Raw genomic sequence first — 16804 nt, forward strand, 5'->3', positions numbered from 1 at the left:
GTAATGACCCGCGTCTGGTGGTTCTGGTCGGCGCTGATCTGGTCGCGGCGGAGTCGTTCCGTTTGTATCAGAAAGCAGACAAACCCACGGAGAAGATCGCCGCGCAATTACTGTCTGACAGCATCGCCGGTCGTACGGCTTACGTACCGCCGTTTATGCCAGGCAAACGCATGATTGTTACGACACTGCCAAACCTGCACATCTACACCCAGCGCGGCACGCGTCAGCGTAAAGCTGAGTTTGTGGAAGACCGTAAACAGTACGAAAACAAATACCTGCGTAACGAAGGTTATGCAGTTGAGTATCCGGAACTGTACGCCGCGTTTGATGAAAGTGCGGTAACTATCGGGGCACCTGTCGCGCCTCCGGCAGGCGAGTAAGGGGGATTCAATGCAACTGTCACCGGCACAGCGACACAGCGCACGTATTGCGGCGGAGCGGTTACTGCGACAGCAGCAGTCTCTGGACACGGAAACCAGCCTGCACATTCAGATTGTCGCGCTGGAGAAAGATGTCGCCACGGCCGCAGCGATTGAAAGCCGCGCTGAGCGCATGGAATTTAAGCGTGATGTGCTGTTACCGCGCTGGATGCCGACCGCGCAATCCTGGCTGGAAGGTGACAGTGTGCAACAGAATCCTGTTTTTGCCTGGTGTGTCGTCTGGTTGTTTGATACAGGCCAGTTTGACCAGGCGCTGGACTGGGCGGACGTGGCCGTAGCACTGGGGCAGGAAACCCCGGCCGCGTTCGGCAGTACGTTCCCGGTGTTTGTGGCAGATACGGTGTTGTCCTGGGCGGAAGCGGAAGCCGTGCAGGGGCATGATGTGGAGCCGTATTTTGGCCGTACGCTGGAAAACGTGACGCAGCACTGGAATGTGTATGAGGTCATTAAGGCCAAATACCTGAAGTTTGCCGGTCTGCACCTGCTACGCGATGAAAACGGAGAGCCACGCGCAGCGGCAACGGAAGACAGGGAAGTATTGCTCCGGGCTAAGGAACTGCTGGAGCAGGCGAAGGGATTCGACCCTAAATGTGGTGTCGGCACGATGTTGCAGCGTATTGCTGCGCGTCTGCGGGCGCTGAAAAAAGAGTCTACGGGAGTTTGATATGTCGTTTAAGCATGAGTTAGGCCAGGTTGTTGAAGTTTCCATTAGTGGCGAAGAGGGGCATATCAAAGCCCGTGCGGAGTACACCAACAGCTGCAATCAGTATCTGATCCACTACCAGACTGCTGACGGCCGCGCATCTGATGCGTGGTTTGAAGAAGGTGAGATTCAGGCCGCAAAACGCGGCGAGTAAGACTACCGACCCGAAAGCGGGCGCGGTGGAGGGGATCGCATAAGCGTATCGCCCGTGGAAACCGGCCAGCCCGCTTTTTTCCGGAGAAACAGGATGTTCAGCGGAACTTCAATTGATTTTGACGATGCCACTCTGACGAATGATGGCTTCTGGCCTGACCTGAGCGTGAAGGATTTTCAGTCCCAGCGCACCATTCCGGCCGATATTGATGCGGCTACCATCCGCCAGGCACTGCTGACTGCAGCCGGCGAAATCAATGATGATCTGGTCAGTGTGGCGGCAAGGTATCGCAGCGCTGGCCATGAGCGCGCGGCGGACGTTCCGGGCGTGGAAATTGACGGCGAAAATCTGTTGTGCGCCCGTTATAGCAAAGCGGTATATGCCCGCGCCAAAGCTGATTTGATGGGCGAGTTTGCCTCTGTTGGTCGCCGTGAGAGCCATCCGGGGCAGGAAAGTGACGAAACCCGCTCCAGCCTGATTGCAGAGTCCACACTGGCAGTACGCCGCATCAAAGGGCTGAAACGCATTACGGTGGCCATGATATGAGCCAGTTAACGGCATTAACCGATTTTCTCATTGCCAACATGCCCAGACGGGCAATGCAGGGATTTGACAGCCAGATGGACGAGATCGCGTTCATCCCGGCACAGCGGGACACCGGGCTGGGGCAGTACCGTATTGCCATCATCCGTTATAACGCCGTGCTGACGTGGGAGCGTTATCCTTACCGCGAGTACGATCCCAAAATCCTGATGGCTTTGTTTATGTCGTGGCTTTGCCAGGATGAGCGCACGCTCTTTGAGGAAACCGGCATTGACGCCGAGCTGCCGGAATTTGATATCGAAACCATCGACCAGGAAACCGCCATCATGGTGGTGACGCTGCCAATGGTGGAGGAACTTAATCTGGTTCCCGATCCCAAAGGCCAGATCCCGTTTGATGGTCAGCGCTGGAAGCTGGCTAACCCCGAAGTCTGGACGGCTGATGAGGTGACGGTGATCCCGGTCAGTGAGGGGCAGGAATGATAAATGGCGAGCTGAACAAGGAACAGTTCCGCCAGCTCCAGGACGCGCTGAAAAAGCTGGATTTACCTTCTGCGAAACGTCGCCGGCTGTTGTGGCGTATGGCGAAATACGGCGTGGAAGCCGCAGCAAAGCGTAATGTGCGCAATCAGCAGTCGCCGGAGGGTGATAAGTGGCAGGCGCGGCAGACCCGGCGTAAAGGCAAAATGTTGCGCAATATGCCGAAACTGATCCGCATCCGGGAAATGCCTGAAACGGAGTCGGTCAGGCTGTATCTGGCCGGTGGTCATTACCGGAATGCGAAGGGAAATCTGCCTGCCGGCGTGGTGGGGTATGTCCAGCAGAACGGCATGAGCGTGACCGTCAACCGTAAGCAGGTGGAAGGCCGTGAGCAGGGGGACAAGCCTGCATCACTTCGACAGGCGAAACGTCTGCGCAAGGCCGGGTATAAAGTCAGGCGCGGTAAGCGCTGGCGTAAGCCCGGTTATAAGGAAATACAGGAAAGGATGACCGCCAGACAGGCAGGTTTGCTTATCCGGATACTGGAGGACAAACCGGTCAAAACGTCCTGGCAGATTGATTTACCTGCCAGGGCGTTTCTGGGGATAGGTCAGGATGATTTTAACAAAGCGCTGGCGCGACAGCTGCAGGCTATCGGGTTCGGCTGGGATGTTAACGCGCAGGATATCAGGGGGAGAGCATGACCTGGCCAATTGTGACCGTAAACCAGGTAAATCAGCTGCTGGGTGAAACCACGGAAGTGGAGCGCACGCTGCTGTTTATCGGCACGGGAACCAAAAATGTAGGTAAGACGCTGGCAGTTAACGCACAGAGTGATTTTGATGCGCTGCTGGGCGAGGGTGACAGCCCGTTAAAAAGTGATGTGCTGGCCGCACTGGCGAACGCCGGCCAGAACTGGTGGGGATTTGTTCATGTGCTGGCCGCAGACAGTGAGCCGGGGGCATGGGTGGATGCCGTTAAGGCCGCACAGGTTTCCTGTTCGGTGGAGGGTGTGGTGCTGTCTGATGATGTGGCCGCGAAAGCGCAGATTAACCAGGCGGCAACGCTGCGATCTGAACTGATTGCTAAATACGGGCGCTGGGTGTGGTTCATTCTGGCGGTTCAGGGGATGCAGCAGGATGAAGCCCAGGCGGATTATCTGGTGCGTCTGTCCACCCTTCAGGAAGGTATCGCGGAAAAAGCGGTACAGCTGGTACCCCGTCTCTGGGGGAATGAACCGGGCGTGCTGGCTGGTCGTCTCTGCAATCGTGCTGTCACTATTGCCGACAGTCCGGCGCGGGTGAAAACAGGCGCGTTGCTGAGTCTGGGAAGCGATGAACTGCCAAAAGACGGTGCCGGCGAAACGCTGGAACTGGCGACCCTTCAGGCGCTGGAGGCACAGCGCTACAGCGTGCCGATGTGGTATCCGGACTATGACGGTTTTTACTGGGCTGACGGGCGCACGCTGGACGTTGAGGGCGGCGATTACCAGTCCATTGAGACGCTGCGTATTGTGGATAAGGCAGCACGCCGCGTCCGTCTGCTGGCCATCGGTAAGATTGCCGATCGCTCACTTAACAGTACACCGGGCAGTATTGCCGCACACCAGACGCTGTTTGCCCGTCCGCTGCGGGAAATGTCCACTGCGGCCAGCATTAACGGCGTGTCATTTCCGGGCGAGGTGAAACCTCCACAGGACGGTGACGTGACCATTGTCTGGAAGAACAAAAAGGCGGTGGATATTTACATTGTGGTGCGTACGTATGAAGTACCGCTGCAGATCACCATCAGTCTGTTACTGGATGCAAGTCTGGAGGCCAGCGCATGACCAAACGTATTTCAGGGATGTCCTTTGACATCTATCTGGACGGTGACCTGATCCACATTGAAAAAATTTCGCTGGATATCACCGATAACAGCGCGGCGGCACAGACGCGCGGTGTCCCTGACGGGTATGTGGACGGAGATGTTGCCGCTGAGGGTGAAATTGAAGTCAGCTCAAAAGTGCTGCAGGTTCTGACAGCCAAAGCCCGTTCAGCGGGGTCATGGCGTGGCATTCCTCCGGTTGACTTCCTTTTTTACGCCAAAGCCGGCAGCGAGGAAATGAAGGTGGAAACCTTTGGTAACAAGCTGCAGCTCAACAGCGTTCTGGATGGTGATCCGAAGGGTGGCAGTGTGTCCACGCATAAAATCAAATACTTCGTGACAAGTCCGAAGTTCGTCAACATCAACGGTGTGCCGTATCTGGAAGCGGAAGCCACGGAAAACCTGATTGGATAAGAGGCAGCAGGGATGCAGGAGTACGAAAAGGGGTTCATTGCACTGGCAGTCATGGGGGCGCTGATTGCGCTGGGTAAATTGCTCAACAGTGATGAACCAATCACCCTTCGCCTGGTGGCGGGGCGTGTCATTGTGGGCAGCGGGCTGTCACTGATTGCCGGGGTGGCGCTGTACTTTGTCCCGGATATCCACCCGCTCGCATTAGCCGGATTTGGCTCCGCGTTGGGTATTCTGGGACAGAATGTGGTGGAAGCCTGGCTGCGTAAGCGGGGTTTTACAGGGATTTTTGATAAAGGGACAGGGAAATGACTCTGAGCGAAAAACAGCAACTCTTTACCGTTATGGTGGCAAATCTGATCCAGTGGGCTGAAGAACATGGCTACCGGCTGACGTTTGGTGAGGCTTACCGTACCCCGGAACAGGCTGCACTGAACGCGAAAAAAGGCAGCGGCATTTCCAGCAGTCTGCACACGCAGCGTCTGGCCGTGGACTTCAATCTGTTCATTAATGGCCAGTATCAGACCGACAGCGCGGCGTATCTGCCGCTGGGTGAATACTGGGAATCGCTGGGTGGTTCATGGGGCGGTCGCTTCAAATCCCGCCCTGATGGTAATCATTTCAGCCTGGAACATAACGGGGTGCGCTGATGGATCGCGTCGTGTCAGGCTGGTTATTCACCCTTGCTCTGGCATTTATAGCCGGCTGGAAAACGGCCGGCTGGCAGCGGGACAGTGTTGATCTGACTGTCTCAAAAGCGGTCACCGCGACCGGGGAACAACTGGCTGAAATTGCCGGTTCATCTGGTCGCCGGCTGGAAGACAAACTGGAGGCACTGAAAAATGCGCCACCGCGTGAAATCCGCACGGAAGTGGTTAAGCCGGTATTTACCAATAAGTGTCTGTCTGATGACTTTGTCCGCATGTACAACGACGCCGTCACCAGTACCGAACGTACGTTATCAGGAAAACCTGAAAACTAAATGCGCCACGCAGCTGCCGCGCCTGAGTGGAACGCAGGGAAAAGACGCGGCGGAATTACTGACACTTTATCTGGAGTTATACGGGCAGTGTGCTGCACGGCATAACGCGCTTGTTGATGAAATTAATTTAAGAGAGAACGTTATTTATGGAAAAAATTAATCTGGTTGTATGCGAAAAAGAAATCACCTTTGAACCGAATCAGACCGCTTATAATAAGTTCATCAACGAAATGGCGATGGATAATAAAGTGGCACCTGCACACAATTATCTTGTGCGCATTGTGTCTGCTGAAAGTAAAGAGGCGCTGGATGATATTCTGAAACGTCCGGGCGCAGCGATCCAGTTGGCCGGGAAAGTGAATGAACTTTATGCGCCAGAACTGGAAATTGAAGTAAAAAACTGACAAAACGAGTCCGGGCAATTGAACAGAACGGACTCGAACAGTATTTAATTTTGCGTCGCCATTATTTACCACACGGTCAGGATTCCATGGATGATATTTCCGCTGCTATCTGGCTGGATAATCGCCACTGGGAAAATATGCGAATAGCGGTTGCTAACGGAATCAGCACTGCATTTAAAGGCACGGAATGAAACAGTTAGATTTTACATTAAGCCTGATTGATAAGCTGACGCGCCCGTTAAAACAGGCGCAGGGCAGCGTCACCGGCTTTGCGGAAAAATCAAAAGCGGCCTTTTCGCAGATTGGTGGCGGCGTGCTGGGACTGGTTGGCACGGGAATGGCCATAAAAGGCGCGTTATCGCCGGCTATCGAAATGTACGACGCGCTGAATGATGCCGCCGCAAAAGGGATTGATAATCAGGCATTAAAGACCGTACAGCGTGACGCGCTCCGGTTCAGCATGACCTACGGTGCCAGCGCGGTGGAGTTCGTCAAATCCACAGAGAACATTAACGCGTCCATTGCCGGCCTTACCGCCAGCGAGCTGCCGAGAGTGACGAAGGTCGCTAATACGCTGGCATTTGCCCTGAAATCCACATCCGCCGACACGGCGGAGTTCATGGGGCAGATGTACGGTAACTTTTCCGACGATGCGGCGCGGCTGGGTAAAGTCCAGTTCGCTGAGCAACTGGCGGGAAAAATGGTGTATATGCGCAAGGTCTTCGGTACCGAAATGGGTACCATTAAAGACCTGATGGAAGGGGCGCGGGGGGTCGGTACCAACTACGGCGTCGGGCTGGATGAACAGCTGGCGGTGCTGGGACAGCTCAACCGTACGCTGGGAACAGAGGCCAGCAGCGCTTACGAAGGTTTCATGACCGGCGCGATAGAGGGCGCTAAAAAGCTTGGGCTGTCCTTTACGGACTCCACCGGCAAAATGCTGTCCATGCCTGAAATGCTGATCAAGCTGCAGGGCAAATACGGCAAAAGCCTGGAAGGGAACCTGAAAGCCCAGGCGGAGCTGGATGCGGCATTTGGTGACAGTTCAGCGGTGATAAAACATCTGTACGGCAATGTGGCGTTACTGCAGCGTAATATCACCGAACTGGGCGGCTCTGACGGGCTGAAGCGTACACAGGAGATGGCCGGGAAGCTGGTCAGGCCGTGGGATCGCTTTGTACAAATCCTTAAAGCCATTCAGACGGTGATCGGACTGACGTTGATCCCGGTTCTGTACCCGGTACTGAACCGCCTGGCCGATATGGGGCAGACGTTCGGACGCTGGATGCAGATGTTTCCCAACATTGCGCGGGTGATTGGTTACGTGCAACTTGCGCTGTTTGGCGTGGCGGCAGCGGGCGCGGTGACAAATATTGTCATGGGCGTCTCAAAATTTATCCTGGTGGGACTGAAGGGACTCTGGAGCGCCCTGACGCTGGTCACGAAGTTTTACACGGCCACGGTCTGGATTGCCTCAAAGGCTGTTGTGGCGTGGAACCTGACGCTGAAATTCCTGCGGGGTACGCTGCTGGCCGTGCGTATGGCGGCGATTATGGCCGGTATTGGCATCAACCTGATGAGCTGGCCGGTTCTGCTGGTTATCGGGGCGATTGCTCTGCTGGCTGCCGGGTGTTATCTGCTGATTAAACACTGGGATGATGTGAAAGCGGCGGTGATGAATACGGCAGCGTTTACCGCCGTGGCTGGTGTGGTGGAATGGCTTGCCGGCGTGTTTTCCGCGGCGTGGCAATGGATCACGGACGGCTGGAACAGCTTTATTGCGCTGCTGACCGGCTTTTCACCGTCACAGGCGCTAAGCGGCATGGCCAGCGGGATTGTCTCCCTGTTTGATAACGTCTGGCAGACCATCAAAGGCGGGTTCCTGAAATCGTGGAACTGGATTGTCGGAAAACTCAATAAAATTCCGGGCGTCGATATTTCACTGGCGAACGAATCTCAACCAGCACTGACAACGAATACCCTTTCTACTGGCGGTGAATTAAAAGGCGTTGATAAAGGCGGTATCAGTAAAACAATTAGTAGTAATTCTAAATCAGTAACGGATAACAGCCGCAGAATTGATACGGTGAATATTTATCCAACTGAAATGATGTCGCCCGGCAAGTTAATGGAATATCAGGAGCTGGGTGTATGAGTGAAGCCCTTTATATTGACCTGCTTATTGAGAATGGTGACTTTTCATTAAATGCCGGTAATGAGCCTGAATTATGCAATAACCGAAAAAGTATCGGGCAGGACATTATTCACGCCATTATTGAGAGCGGATTAGCCACGCAATTAATTGCGGAACGCAGTCCGACACTGAGGGCAGATATTTTTACACAACTGGAATTACTGGTTGAAAACGATGAACGCATTGTGCCGGGAACGGTGGAAATCAGTGAAGAAAGCCAGAAACGGCTGTGGGTGACCGCGAGCACATACGATTTTGGCACGCTTTCATATCAGGTGGACTTATGACGGAAAAGCCCCAGGTTGATTTTGAAGAAGTGGTGAAAGCCAGCGGGATGCCGGTGACGGAATCTGAGGTTCGCGATCGCTTTAATGCGATTGCAGCTGACGAGGGGATTATCACCAATACGTCCCGCATGTCACCGTTCTGGCGGTTAATCACCGCCATTGTGACCGCACCAGTGATGTGGCTGAAAGACGTTCTGGTATTCACCGTGCTGGCCAATATGTTTGTGGCCACAGCCAGCGGGAGCATGTTGCGTCTGCTGGCGTGGGCGGTGAACGTCACGGCAAAACCGGCGAGCGCTGCACAGGGTGTGATCCGCTTCTTCAAAGAAGATGCAAAAGTTGTGGTGACGGTGAAAGCCGGGACGATTATCCAGACAGAGCGCATTAACGGCCGCGTGTATGAGCTGGCCACCAGTGAGGATGTGGTGATCGCTTCCGGTATGGCCAGCGCATTACTGCCGGTGAAAGCCACCGGCACCGGGGGCGCATATAACCTTGCGCCGGGATATTACCGCATTCTGCCGGTTGCCGTTGACGGTATCAGCCACGTGACCAGCGAAGAAAACTGGCTGACCGTACCGGGCGCGGATGAAGAAAGTGATGATGAGCTGCGCGAACGCTGCCGCAATCAGTTCAATCTGGTGGGGAATTACCACACTGACGCCGTTTACCGGTCAATGATTGCCGGCGTTGCAGGGCTGAGTATTGACCGGATTTTCTTTGAACATGAAGCGCCGAGGGGACCCGGTACCGCCAACGCGTATCTGTTGCTGGACAGCGGGGTGGCTTCTTCGCCGTTCGTGGATGCCGTCAATGACTATATCAACACGCAGGGGCATCACGGCCACGGTGATGATATGCAGTGCTATCCCATGCCGGAAACGCTTCATGATCTGTCCGTCACGGTTTATGTCAAAAATCTGGCTAATTTCAGCGATGAGGACAGGAAAACCCTGAAAGACGGGGTGGAAAACATGATCCGCTGTGCCTTTCGTGAGAATGCTGATTATGACGTCAGGAAGACGTGGCCATATTCGCGGTTTTCCTTTTCTCAACTGGGGCGGGAAATTCATAAAACCTTTGCGCAGACGGAATCACTGTCTTTTTCGCTGGGCGACATCACCAGTGAACTGAGTGTGCCGCGTCTGAAATCGCTTGCGGTGGTTATTGAAAATGAGTGAGTTCCTGAAAAAGCTGGCCGGGATGGTGCTTCCTTCCTGGATGAACAAAGGGGAGCCGGCCAAGTTGCTGAAAACGGCGCGGCGGTTCTGGGCTGAGGTTTACGGCTGGGTTATCTGGCCAGTGAATCAGTTTGATCCGCTGACGTGTACACCGGCATTACTGAACCTGCTGGCTTATGACCGGGATATTACCCGCTTTGATGGTGAACCGTTGACCCTGTTCCGCAAACGCGTGGCTTTTGCCTTCGTGAATGCGCGGGATGCCGGTTCAGTAGAGGGGTTTATCAATATCTTTGAACGGCTGGGAATTGGTTATGTGGAGCTGTTAGAACGGCAACCGGATATCGACTGGGATGTGATTCTGGTTCGGGTTACAGACAGCCAGATTGCAGACAACACGCAACTGCTGATCCAGATAATCCGCCAGTACGGACGAACATGCCGCCGCTATCAGTTTGAGGTGATCACATCGGAAAAACTGGCCATCAGAGCCGGATGGGATCAGGGGGAATATGTGGTTTATCCGGCGATGTTAGCAGGGACGGAAGCCCGCAGCGCAGCATTCAGCGCGAGTTTGTAAGGAGTTTTTTATGTCACAGACAGCCATCACACTGGCATTTGAAAACTGGAAAGCGCAACAGGGCGCTACGGGTGAACCGGTACTACTGGACGAATTTGTATTTGCCAGTGTGCCGGATTTAAACCCGGATACACCTGTTGACCGTAATGAAGTGTTACCCCCGACAGCACAGATTGTTCACCGGCAGGCTGTTACCCGCACGGGTGTGGTGAATGAAAATGGGGTGGTTTATTCCGTAGTGCTGGGCGCAGATGTGGGTGATTTCAGTTTTAACTGGATCGGTCTGCTCAATAAGGCCAGCGGTACGCTGGCAATGATTGTCCATGCACCATCACAGCAGAAACTGAAAACAAAAGAAGGGCAACAGGGAAACGTGCTGACCCGCTCGTTTCTGATGGAGTACAACGGCGCACAGACGGAAACCGGGATTAGTACGCCTGCTGAAACCTGGCAGATTGATTTCACCGCGCGTATGGCCGGAATGGATGAGCGCCAGCGCCTGGAAAATATGGATATTTATGGCGCGGCGGCGTTTTTTGGTGACGGGTATCTGGTAGCCAAAACCGGCAATCAGTTTTTTGTCACGAAAGGCACGGGTTATGTGGCTGGACTTCGTGCGTCACTGGCAGCGAACCAGAATATTACGGTGACGACAAAGCCGGTAAAAGTCTGGCTGGATGTGTGCTGGACAGGGACACTGACTAGTGTCTGGAATGTGCAGAGCAAAATCACGGTGGCAGCAAATCTTGCTGATTACGTTCAGAACGGGGTTCAGCATTACGTGTTTGCGGTGGCCAGCATTGATGTGGATGGCAACATCACGGATTTACGGCCAAAAGGTAACCTGGGAGAACAGCAGGCCAGCATCGATTTTTTGCGTAAGGATGCAAACCTTGCTGATGTTAACGACAAGGTAAAGGCAAGAAAAAGCCTGGATCTGGGTGAACTGGCCGTTTTAAGTCGTAGTGATGTTCTGCCGGTTGGTGTGCCGCTTCCCTGGCCAACAGATATCCCACCTACTGGATGGGCAATTATGCAAGGGCAGTCTTTTAATACAGCGGCATATCCTTTGCTGGCTGCTGCGTATCCATCGGGTGTTATTACTGACATGCGCCGCCAGACAATCAAAGGAAAACCAGATGGCCGCGCAGTATTGTCCTGTGAAGATGATGGCAATAAATCCCATGCTCACACTGCCAGTGCATCAAGTACCGATCTGGGAACGAAATCAACATCCTCATTTGATTACGGTACTAAAACGGCGAGTACGTTTGACCACGGTACAAAAACGACAAATACGACAGGGGCGCACGCACACGGTTTTACCACGCGAGGCACTGATGGTTCAGGAATAGCCAGATCAGCAGGCGGAAGTGGTACTGCATATACCGTAAATACCAGTTCAGCGGGAAACCACGCGCACACCGTAGCCATTGGCGCACATAATCACTCCGTAGGTATTGGCGCTCACTCTCATACCGTAGCCATTGGCGCACACAGTCACACCATTACCGTCGTCGCGTCGGGCAACGCAGAAACGACCGTTAAGAATATTGCATTTAACTACATAGTGAGACTCGCATAATGACTTTTAAAATGAGTGAAACCGATCAAACAGTTACTGTTTATAACCTGCGTTCCGATACGAATGAATTTATTGGTTCGGGTGATGCTTTTATTCCTGCGCATACCGGACTGCCAGCTAACTGCACCACGATAAAGCCACCGGCAATCAAAGCGGGATTTGTGGCGATTTTTGATTCAGAGAAGCAAAGATGGATTTCCCGTGAGGATCACCGTGGTGAGGTGGTGTTTGATACAGAAAACGGTAATGAACTGGTGATCACCGAGCCAGGCGCTTACCCGGAAGGGACAACCACGTCAGCACCGGCTAATGCCTGGCAAAAATGGAATGGTAAGGCGTGGATGGATGATGCGGAGGCCATGCGAATTGCATTAGTTAGCGAAGCAGACGCCGAAAAGAAAAGCCTGCTTAAACAGGCCAATGACGCCATTGCCACATTGCAGGATGCCGTTGATTTAGACATGGCAACCGAAGAAGAAGCACTGCTGCTTATCGCATGGAAAAAATATCGCGTTTTACTGAATCGTATTCAACCGGAAGATGCGCCAGAAATTGTGTGGCCGGAGGTGCCTGGAAATGTGGCGTGAAGCACGTCTGGCCTTCACGGATTCTGTTGCTGCGCTGAACTGTTCGATCGTCCCTGCGCATCCGTGGATTTATGGGCTGGGACAGCAGACAGCAAACGGGGCATATCTCAGCCCGGTTAATGCTGTTCGCTATCTTGCTGAACGCCTGGCCGGAACTGGAGGTAATGCGGACGTGGTGATTATGATGGTCACTGGCCAGACACAGGATAACTTTATGGCCAGCCTGGACGATCTGGTAGAGATTTTCCCCGCCCCGGCATTCACACAGGTAAAACGGCTGGCGCAATCCGCCGCGGCGCTGGCTGTGGAAAAGATGCAAATCCCGGCGAAAGCTGCCGCAGCGTTGCCAGCGTCCATTCCGCTGTCTGTACCAACCAGTAGGGCGGCGATAACCGCGGCGGCAATCAGCCAGGCACAAAAGGCGGCAGGCGCCGGATTTGATATTAACGGGCTGAAAACGCAACTGAGTGAGTTCACGCAGCTGCGCAATCAGCTAATCAGTGATGTGGCCAGCGGCCTGAATGATCTGCAGGGTAAAAGCGCCAGAGCGTGGGTATTTACTGCCAGCGGTGACACCGGCGCCACGTTGCCGGAACTGGTGAAGAACATTCCGCAACCGTCTGCTGTTTACACCGCGGCCATGATGCTGGTCGGCGATAATCTTGATGGGATAAGGGGGATGATTCATGACGTCGATCCCGACACTGGCGCTTAATGGTGAGGCCATCCAGCTGAAAAACATGCGGGTGACTGTTTCACAGCAGTTTCAGGATAAAGATCAGTCCGGCCAGACCAGCGCCACAACAAAATCAGAGCAGGGAGCAAAGGGAAAGGAACTGCGGATCAGCGGTGAAATACCTTTTAAACAGCCTGAAATACTGAAGCGTATTTTTGAGCTGGCCAGTGCTACCGATGCCAGTGGTAATCGTCAGAAGTACCGCGTGGCGCATGAAGTTGCCCGTGCTGTTAACTTTCGTGAAGCAACGTTCAGCGGAATGCTGGATGCACCCCAGCAGGACGGGAAAATGTCCTGGCTGGTGACATTCACACTGGCGGAACATATCAGCGTGCAGGAAAAGCGAGAGGCCAGGGCAACAGGTAAGACGACCGCAAAAAAACAAACTGCCAGTAGTGCGGGGCAGTCCGGTGGCCAGTCTGCCGGAGAGGATGAAGAAAAACTGACGTGGTTTGAACGCAAGGTGCTGAAGCCCGTCAATGATGCTTTGGGTTAATGATGAAACCAGTAAAACGCCTTTACCTTTCAACGGATGAAGTTCACATGGCGGACGCCAGCCTGGTACTGGAGCTGAACAACTGCGGCCGGGGCTTCATCACCGCAGAGACAACAACCGATTACACCGGAAAACTGGTGCGGCTGGATGTGGGGTATACCGATCTGCTTTTGCGCTGGTTTACGGGGTATGTGGAGCGATCGCAGCCCGCGGAAAAAGGTTTTCAGCGTCTGTTCATTCGTGAGCTGGTAGGTGTGTTTGAAAGGATGTGGCCATGTTCGTTTCAACACCCGACTTTGCGTGAAATTGCGGGCTGGCTGGAAGAAAACAGCGGGATCACGGTCAGTGTGCCTGATGCACAGTACAGCGATACCCCCATCCCACATTTTACCCATAACGGTACAGGTTATCAGTTGCTGAACAATCTGGGCAGGGCGTTCAGTATCCTGGATTACATCTGGTACCAGTTGCCTGATGGTTCGCTTTACGTCGGCGGCGCAGAAAAGTCATTGTTTGCTGGTCGTCCCGTAGAAATCCCGTCAGAGTTCAGCCAGGGGGCTGCTGGCGGTAACTCTGTGACATTACCAGTGATCCAGACTATGCGGCCAGGGGTGGAGATGAACGGTGAACGCGTGACTAAAGTTCACCTGACTAATGACACGATGGCGATCACATGGACGCCGAGAAACCGCGCAACGGGTAAACCTTTGCAGAAAACACCGGCGCAACGGCAGATTGAAAGCCATTACCCGGAACTGGCATCCGGGCTTCATTTGCCAAAGATGGCCAGAGTCGTGGCGCATTCAGAGCCGGTAAAAAGCGGTAACTTTGCCGATCCCTTCCGGCCACGTTACGCCGTGGACGTGCAGCTGCTTGACGCAGACGGAAACCCGGACAATCAGACGCCTGTTTATTCAGCGGTGCCGCTGCCGGTACCAATGGCCGGGAATGATTCAGGTATGTTTCAGTTCCCGCCAGAAGGGACGCTGGTTGAGGTCGCATTCACAGGAGGCAGACCGGATAAACCCTTTATCAGGCAGACGCTACCGGATGGCACCAGTCTGCCGGACGTTAAACCCGGTGAGCAATTACAGCAGCAGCGGGAAGAAGTATCCCAGAGAGTGACTCAGGCGGGGGACTGGGTAAGGCAGACCGATCAGACCATCAGCGAAACATCAATGGTGCGAACTGTAAAAGCCGATACAGAACAGCGCGAACTGGTCAGCCGTGAAACCACGGTGAAAGCCACGGATAAAACTACGGTACTGGGAACCGCCACATTGCTGGCCGGAGCTATCCAGCAGGTAAGTGCCGGTGATTATAGCCAGGCGGTGAAAGGCAACAGACTGGCCAGTATTGAAGGAAACGAAGAAACTGACATAGCAGGACAGCAGTCCACTAAAGTGGGCGGTGCTGTAGACGTGGAGGTAGGCGAAAGCCTGACAGAGAAGATTGCCGCACTGCGTAAATCAGTGGCCGCTGGCGGTCAGCAGGTCATGGGGGCAACTGTCCATATTGGCAGTGAGAATATCAACGCCCTGACCATGATGCTGGACACTATTGATTTACTGGCTGAACTGGCAAGGCAGTGCGCCAGTCACTCACACCCCAGCGTTGGCACACCGACCAATGCGTCATCATTTACTCAGACGGCGACGAAAGCCGGGCAGACCCGGAGCAAGTACCAGAATATTATCGCCTGATTACCCAACTAGCCCGCGTCATGCGGGCTTTATCGTACCCACCAGACCTCACAAGACGCATTCTGAGCGCCGCAATTATCTGCACCCGTTCATCCCAACCTGATTAACTTCAGTAGCGCAGCAAGGCGCTGATACAGCCTGCCGCGACGAAATAACGGCGGAAGTGACGAAAACGGCGCTACACCGCACCCGCCTGCGGTTTTCGTGTTGAGAATGATTTCAGTTTTTCCGGTGGTACAAAACACATCGCCAGACCGCGCCAGCGCTGGGGCTTTGGCAGTAGTTCGCCAACTGAAATGTGTGAAACAAATTTCAAGGATTTCAGTTTTTGTGCGATGACCGGCTGTGGGTGAACAATGCCGGTGCCGGGTTTCATGCGGGGTTAACAGCGATTACGTGACTTTTTACGTAACGGTCGCAGCGAGATCAGGTCAGTGCGTGGAAGTGTCCAGGCCTTAGCTGACGTGCTCTGGCGCGTAATAGCAATGAAATGCGGAACTGAAATACTTTGCACAGCATGAACCATCGCCATACCTGCATTAACGTATACGCTACAGTGTTCAAGTCACTAACAGATAGATATACAAAACTACCAACAAATCAGGGTGATTTCTGACCGATTCTGATTTTTTCAAAAATTGAGGGGGACCATCGGAAAACCGTCACAAACGTCACAAGACTTAAAAATAATAACTATCTCTATGATAAATATAAGTAAATAGTGGTATTGAAAACCATCACAAAACTATCACAACAGCATCCCAGTGTGACGGTCTTAAGCCATCACAACTCTGTTTTATAACTTACTGAATTTATTGGGTGTGACTGTTTACGTTACGTTTTGTGATGGTTTTACCGTCACAATATTTATTTAAATTAATCATGTGGTTAAGGTGTGATTTCAGGATGCGTGATAGTTGTGACGGTTTTCCGATGCCCGACTTAAAAATCGGTACGGGCATTGGCAGGTAACAATGATCGATGCTTTCAAAGACGCATTCGAAAAATCACTCTTTGATAAATGGATCGGTGAGGGAGTGTTACGTTACTCCAGAATATTGTTCATTTCATCAAACAAATATGGAGCAATAGAGATATCCTTCTGTTTTTGGGCAGCCCTTTTAAATTGTTCAATTCCTGAGCAAGTTTCCATCAAACCTTGAACTCTACCAATTTGATGGATAAGGATATTCCTTCCACTATCAGTTAACCATTGGTGGAATCTTGCTTTTCGCTTTCCATCTTCAGTTATATTGAGAGCATCTAGTTCTTTTTTCACATAACCATGTTCTATTGGTTCGTAAACATACTTATTGATGAATTTTCCGTAATACTGCGGCCTCTTCCTTGATATTGTTTTTTCATTGTCATAGAGACGATCAAGTTCTGCAAAAAAGGTATCAGGGAACGTTAAAATCCAGTTTTGCAATCCTTCTGAAATGTATTTTGCAAGGAGAAGCCTTAAAGCATCAT

Annotated in this window: 24 protein-coding genes; 23 read left to right on the forward strand and 1 reads right to left on the reverse strand. The window is 52.9% G+C overall.

Features of this window, described 5'->3' with window-relative positions:
- The 23 genes from AB7E14_RS08100 to AB7E14_RS08210 all read left to right on the forward strand — a co-directional run.
- The coding region (locus AB7E14_RS08100) for a P2 family phage major capsid protein (protein ID WP_428169449.1) at window positions 1-380 on the forward strand (380 nt) is incomplete at its 5' end.
- Window positions 381-390: 10 nt separating this feature from the next.
- Entirely contained in the window at window positions 391-1104 is a 714-nt protein-coding gene (gene gpM / locus AB7E14_RS08105; protein ID WP_428169450.1) for a phage terminase small subunit, read from the forward strand.
- A 1-nt stretch (window position 1105) separates the two neighbouring features.
- Window positions 1106-1297 (forward strand): hypothetical protein, encoded by a 192-nt coding sequence (locus tag AB7E14_RS08110; RefSeq protein ID WP_040084450.1) that lies wholly within the window; start codon window positions 1106-1108, stop codon window positions 1295-1297.
- Window positions 1298-1390: 93 nt separating this feature from the next.
- Window positions 1391-1843, forward strand: coding sequence for a head completion/stabilization protein (locus AB7E14_RS08115; RefSeq protein ID WP_428169451.1), 453 nt, complete (start codon window positions 1391-1393; stop codon window positions 1841-1843).
- Complete coding sequence (locus AB7E14_RS08120; RefSeq protein WP_032292410.1) at window positions 1840-2322, forward strand: phage tail protein; 483 nt, start codon at window positions 1840-1842, stop codon at window positions 2320-2322. The genes AB7E14_RS08115 and AB7E14_RS08120 overlap by 4 nt, the downstream gene beginning before the upstream one ends.
- Window positions 2319-3023 (forward strand): hypothetical protein, encoded by a 705-nt coding sequence (locus AB7E14_RS08125; protein WP_428169452.1) that lies wholly within the window; start codon window positions 2319-2321, stop codon window positions 3021-3023. The genes AB7E14_RS08120 and AB7E14_RS08125 overlap by 4 nt, the downstream gene beginning before the upstream one ends.
- Window positions 3020-4147 carry a DUF2586 domain-containing protein gene (locus AB7E14_RS08130; RefSeq protein ID WP_200106046.1) on the forward strand — a complete coding sequence of 376 codons (1128 nt, stop codon included), beginning with the start codon at window positions 3020-3022 and terminating at the stop codon, window positions 4145-4147. The genes AB7E14_RS08125 and AB7E14_RS08130 overlap by 4 nt, the downstream gene beginning before the upstream one ends.
- Window positions 4144-4599: a phage protein gene (locus AB7E14_RS08135; RefSeq protein WP_053287349.1), complete on the forward strand. Its 456-nt coding sequence runs from the start codon at window positions 4144-4146 to the stop codon at window positions 4597-4599. The genes AB7E14_RS08130 and AB7E14_RS08135 overlap by 4 nt, the downstream gene beginning before the upstream one ends.
- Before the next feature lie 12 nt (window positions 4600-4611).
- The gene (locus AB7E14_RS08140) at window positions 4612-4908 is read left to right on the forward strand and encodes a phage holin family protein (RefSeq protein WP_139567491.1); all 297 of its coding nucleotides are present in this window, start codon (window positions 4612-4614) and stop codon (window positions 4906-4908) included.
- Window positions 4905-5246 carry a M15 family metallopeptidase gene (locus AB7E14_RS08145; protein WP_053287351.1) on the forward strand — a complete coding sequence of 114 codons (342 nt, stop codon included), beginning with the start codon at window positions 4905-4907 and terminating at the stop codon, window positions 5244-5246. The genes AB7E14_RS08140 and AB7E14_RS08145 overlap by 4 nt, the downstream gene beginning before the upstream one ends.
- Window positions 5246-5578, forward strand: coding sequence for a hypothetical protein (locus tag AB7E14_RS08150; RefSeq protein ID WP_053287352.1), 333 nt, complete (start codon window positions 5246-5248; stop codon window positions 5576-5578). Before AB7E14_RS08145 ends, AB7E14_RS08150 begins: the two co-directional genes overlap by 1 nt.
- Complete coding sequence (locus tag AB7E14_RS08155) at window positions 5505-5738, forward strand: hypothetical protein (RefSeq protein ID WP_072135052.1); 234 nt, start codon at window positions 5505-5507, stop codon at window positions 5736-5738. The genes AB7E14_RS08150 and AB7E14_RS08155 overlap by 74 nt, the downstream gene beginning before the upstream one ends.
- Window positions 5725-5982 (forward strand): putative phage tail assembly chaperone, encoded by a 258-nt coding sequence (locus tag AB7E14_RS08160; protein ID WP_200106045.1) that lies wholly within the window; start codon window positions 5725-5727, stop codon window positions 5980-5982. The genes AB7E14_RS08155 and AB7E14_RS08160 overlap by 14 nt, the downstream gene beginning before the upstream one ends.
- A 50-nt stretch (window positions 5983-6032) precedes the next feature.
- Window positions 6033-6173, forward strand: coding sequence for a DUF6890 family protein (locus AB7E14_RS08165; protein ID WP_407056499.1), 141 nt, complete (start codon window positions 6033-6035; stop codon window positions 6171-6173).
- Entirely contained in the window at window positions 6170-8137 is a 1968-nt protein-coding gene (locus AB7E14_RS08170) for a phage tail tape measure protein (protein ID WP_200106044.1), read from the forward strand. The genes AB7E14_RS08165 and AB7E14_RS08170 overlap by 4 nt, the downstream gene beginning before the upstream one ends.
- Window positions 8134-8463: a DUF2590 family protein gene (locus AB7E14_RS08175; RefSeq protein WP_061069482.1), complete on the forward strand. Its 330-nt coding sequence runs from the start codon at window positions 8134-8136 to the stop codon at window positions 8461-8463. Before AB7E14_RS08170 ends, AB7E14_RS08175 begins: the two co-directional genes overlap by 4 nt.
- The gene (locus tag AB7E14_RS08180) at window positions 8460-9644 is read left to right on the forward strand and encodes a baseplate J/gp47 family protein (protein WP_428169453.1); all 1185 of its coding nucleotides are present in this window, start codon (window positions 8460-8462) and stop codon (window positions 9642-9644) included. The genes AB7E14_RS08175 and AB7E14_RS08180 overlap by 4 nt, the downstream gene beginning before the upstream one ends.
- On the forward strand, window positions 9637-10224 hold the full coding sequence (locus AB7E14_RS08185) for a hypothetical protein (protein ID WP_200106043.1): 588 nt from the start codon (window positions 9637-9639) through the stop codon (window positions 10222-10224). The genes AB7E14_RS08180 and AB7E14_RS08185 overlap by 8 nt, the downstream gene beginning before the upstream one ends.
- A gap of 10 nt (window positions 10225-10234) precedes the next feature.
- Window positions 10235-11809 (forward strand): phage tail protein, encoded by a 1575-nt coding sequence (locus AB7E14_RS08190; RefSeq protein WP_428169454.1) that lies wholly within the window; start codon window positions 10235-10237, stop codon window positions 11807-11809.
- Window positions 11809-12396: a tail fiber assembly protein gene (locus tag AB7E14_RS08195; protein WP_090050935.1), complete on the forward strand. Its 588-nt coding sequence runs from the start codon at window positions 11809-11811 to the stop codon at window positions 12394-12396. The genes AB7E14_RS08190 and AB7E14_RS08195 overlap by 1 nt, the downstream gene beginning before the upstream one ends.
- On the forward strand, window positions 12386-13111 hold the full coding sequence (locus tag AB7E14_RS08200; RefSeq protein ID WP_200106041.1) for a hypothetical protein: 726 nt from the start codon (window positions 12386-12388) through the stop codon (window positions 13109-13111). Before AB7E14_RS08195 ends, AB7E14_RS08200 begins: the two co-directional genes overlap by 11 nt.
- On the forward strand, window positions 13083-13628 hold the full coding sequence (locus AB7E14_RS08205; RefSeq protein ID WP_001737018.1) for a hypothetical protein: 546 nt from the start codon (window positions 13083-13085) through the stop codon (window positions 13626-13628). Before AB7E14_RS08200 ends, AB7E14_RS08205 begins: the two co-directional genes overlap by 29 nt.
- Window positions 13628-15331, forward strand: a complete 1704-nt coding sequence (locus AB7E14_RS08210; RefSeq protein ID WP_200106040.1) for a hypothetical protein — start codon at window positions 13628-13630, stop codon at window positions 15329-15331. Before AB7E14_RS08205 ends, AB7E14_RS08210 begins: the two co-directional genes overlap by 1 nt.
- A gap of 1045 nt (window positions 15332-16376) precedes the next feature.
- On the opposite strand, the gene AB7E14_RS08215 is transcribed toward AB7E14_RS08210, so the two are convergent.
- The coding region (locus AB7E14_RS08215) for a P63C domain-containing protein (protein WP_428169455.1) at window positions 16377-16804 on the reverse strand (428 nt) is incomplete at its 5' end.

The organism is Citrobacter sp. (assembly GCF_050252275.1).
In the GTDB taxonomy this organism is placed as follows: domain Bacteria; phylum Pseudomonadota; class Gammaproteobacteria; order Enterobacterales; family Enterobacteriaceae; genus Citrobacter_A; species Citrobacter_A amalonaticus.

Bases quoted from the DNA above. Each gene is read 5' to 3' on its own strand.
- AB7E14_RS08175 (WP_061069482.1), top strand. From the start codon at position 8,134: ATGAGTGAAGCCCTTTATATTGACCTGCTTATTGAGAATGGTGACTTT.
- AB7E14_RS08155 (WP_072135052.1), top strand. From the start codon at position 5,505: ATGACTTTGTCCGCATGTACAACGACGCCGTCACCAGTACCGAACGTA.
- AB7E14_RS08125 (WP_428169452.1), top strand. From the start codon at position 2,319: ATGATAAATGGCGAGCTGAACAAGGAACAGTTCCGCCAGCTCCAGGAC.
- AB7E14_RS08145 (WP_053287351.1), top strand. From the start codon at position 4,905: ATGACTCTGAGCGAAAAACAGCAACTCTTTACCGTTATGGTGGCAAAT.
- AB7E14_RS08210 (WP_200106040.1), top strand. From the start codon at position 13,628: ATGATGAAACCAGTAAAACGCCTTTACCTTTCAACGGATGAAGTTCAC.
- AB7E14_RS08140 (WP_139567491.1), top strand. From the start codon at position 4,612: ATGCAGGAGTACGAAAAGGGGTTCATTGCACTGGCAGTCATGGGGGCG.
- AB7E14_RS08170 (WP_200106044.1), top strand. From the start codon at position 6,170: ATGAAACAGTTAGATTTTACATTAAGCCTGATTGATAAGCTGACGCGC.
- AB7E14_RS08190 (WP_428169454.1), top strand. From the start codon at position 10,235: ATGTCACAGACAGCCATCACACTGGCATTTGAAAACTGGAAAGCGCAA.
- AB7E14_RS08160 (WP_200106045.1), top strand. From the start codon at position 5,725: ATGGAAAAAATTAATCTGGTTGTATGCGAAAAAGAAATCACCTTTGAA.
- AB7E14_RS08195 (WP_090050935.1), top strand. From the start codon at position 11,809: ATGACTTTTAAAATGAGTGAAACCGATCAAACAGTTACTGTTTATAAC.
- AB7E14_RS08200 (WP_200106041.1), top strand. From the start codon at position 12,386: ATGTGGCGTGAAGCACGTCTGGCCTTCACGGATTCTGTTGCTGCGCTG.
- AB7E14_RS08120 (WP_032292410.1), top strand. From the start codon at position 1,840: ATGAGCCAGTTAACGGCATTAACCGATTTTCTCATTGCCAACATGCCC.
- AB7E14_RS08110 (WP_040084450.1), top strand. From the start codon at position 1,106: ATGTCGTTTAAGCATGAGTTAGGCCAGGTTGTTGAAGTTTCCATTAGT.
- AB7E14_RS08185 (WP_200106043.1), top strand. From the start codon at position 9,637: ATGAGTGAGTTCCTGAAAAAGCTGGCCGGGATGGTGCTTCCTTCCTGG.
- AB7E14_RS08150 (WP_053287352.1), top strand. From the start codon at position 5,246: ATGGATCGCGTCGTGTCAGGCTGGTTATTCACCCTTGCTCTGGCATTT.
- gpM (WP_428169450.1), top strand. From the start codon at position 391: ATGCAACTGTCACCGGCACAGCGACACAGCGCACGTATTGCGGCGGAG.
- AB7E14_RS08115 (WP_428169451.1), top strand. From the start codon at position 1,391: ATGTTCAGCGGAACTTCAATTGATTTTGACGATGCCACTCTGACGAAT.
- AB7E14_RS08180 (WP_428169453.1), top strand. From the start codon at position 8,460: ATGACGGAAAAGCCCCAGGTTGATTTTGAAGAAGTGGTGAAAGCCAGC.
- AB7E14_RS08205 (WP_001737018.1), top strand. From the start codon at position 13,083: ATGACGTCGATCCCGACACTGGCGCTTAATGGTGAGGCCATCCAGCTG.
- AB7E14_RS08135 (WP_053287349.1), top strand. From the start codon at position 4,144: ATGACCAAACGTATTTCAGGGATGTCCTTTGACATCTATCTGGACGGT.
- AB7E14_RS08130 (WP_200106046.1), top strand. From the start codon at position 3,020: ATGACCTGGCCAATTGTGACCGTAAACCAGGTAAATCAGCTGCTGGGT.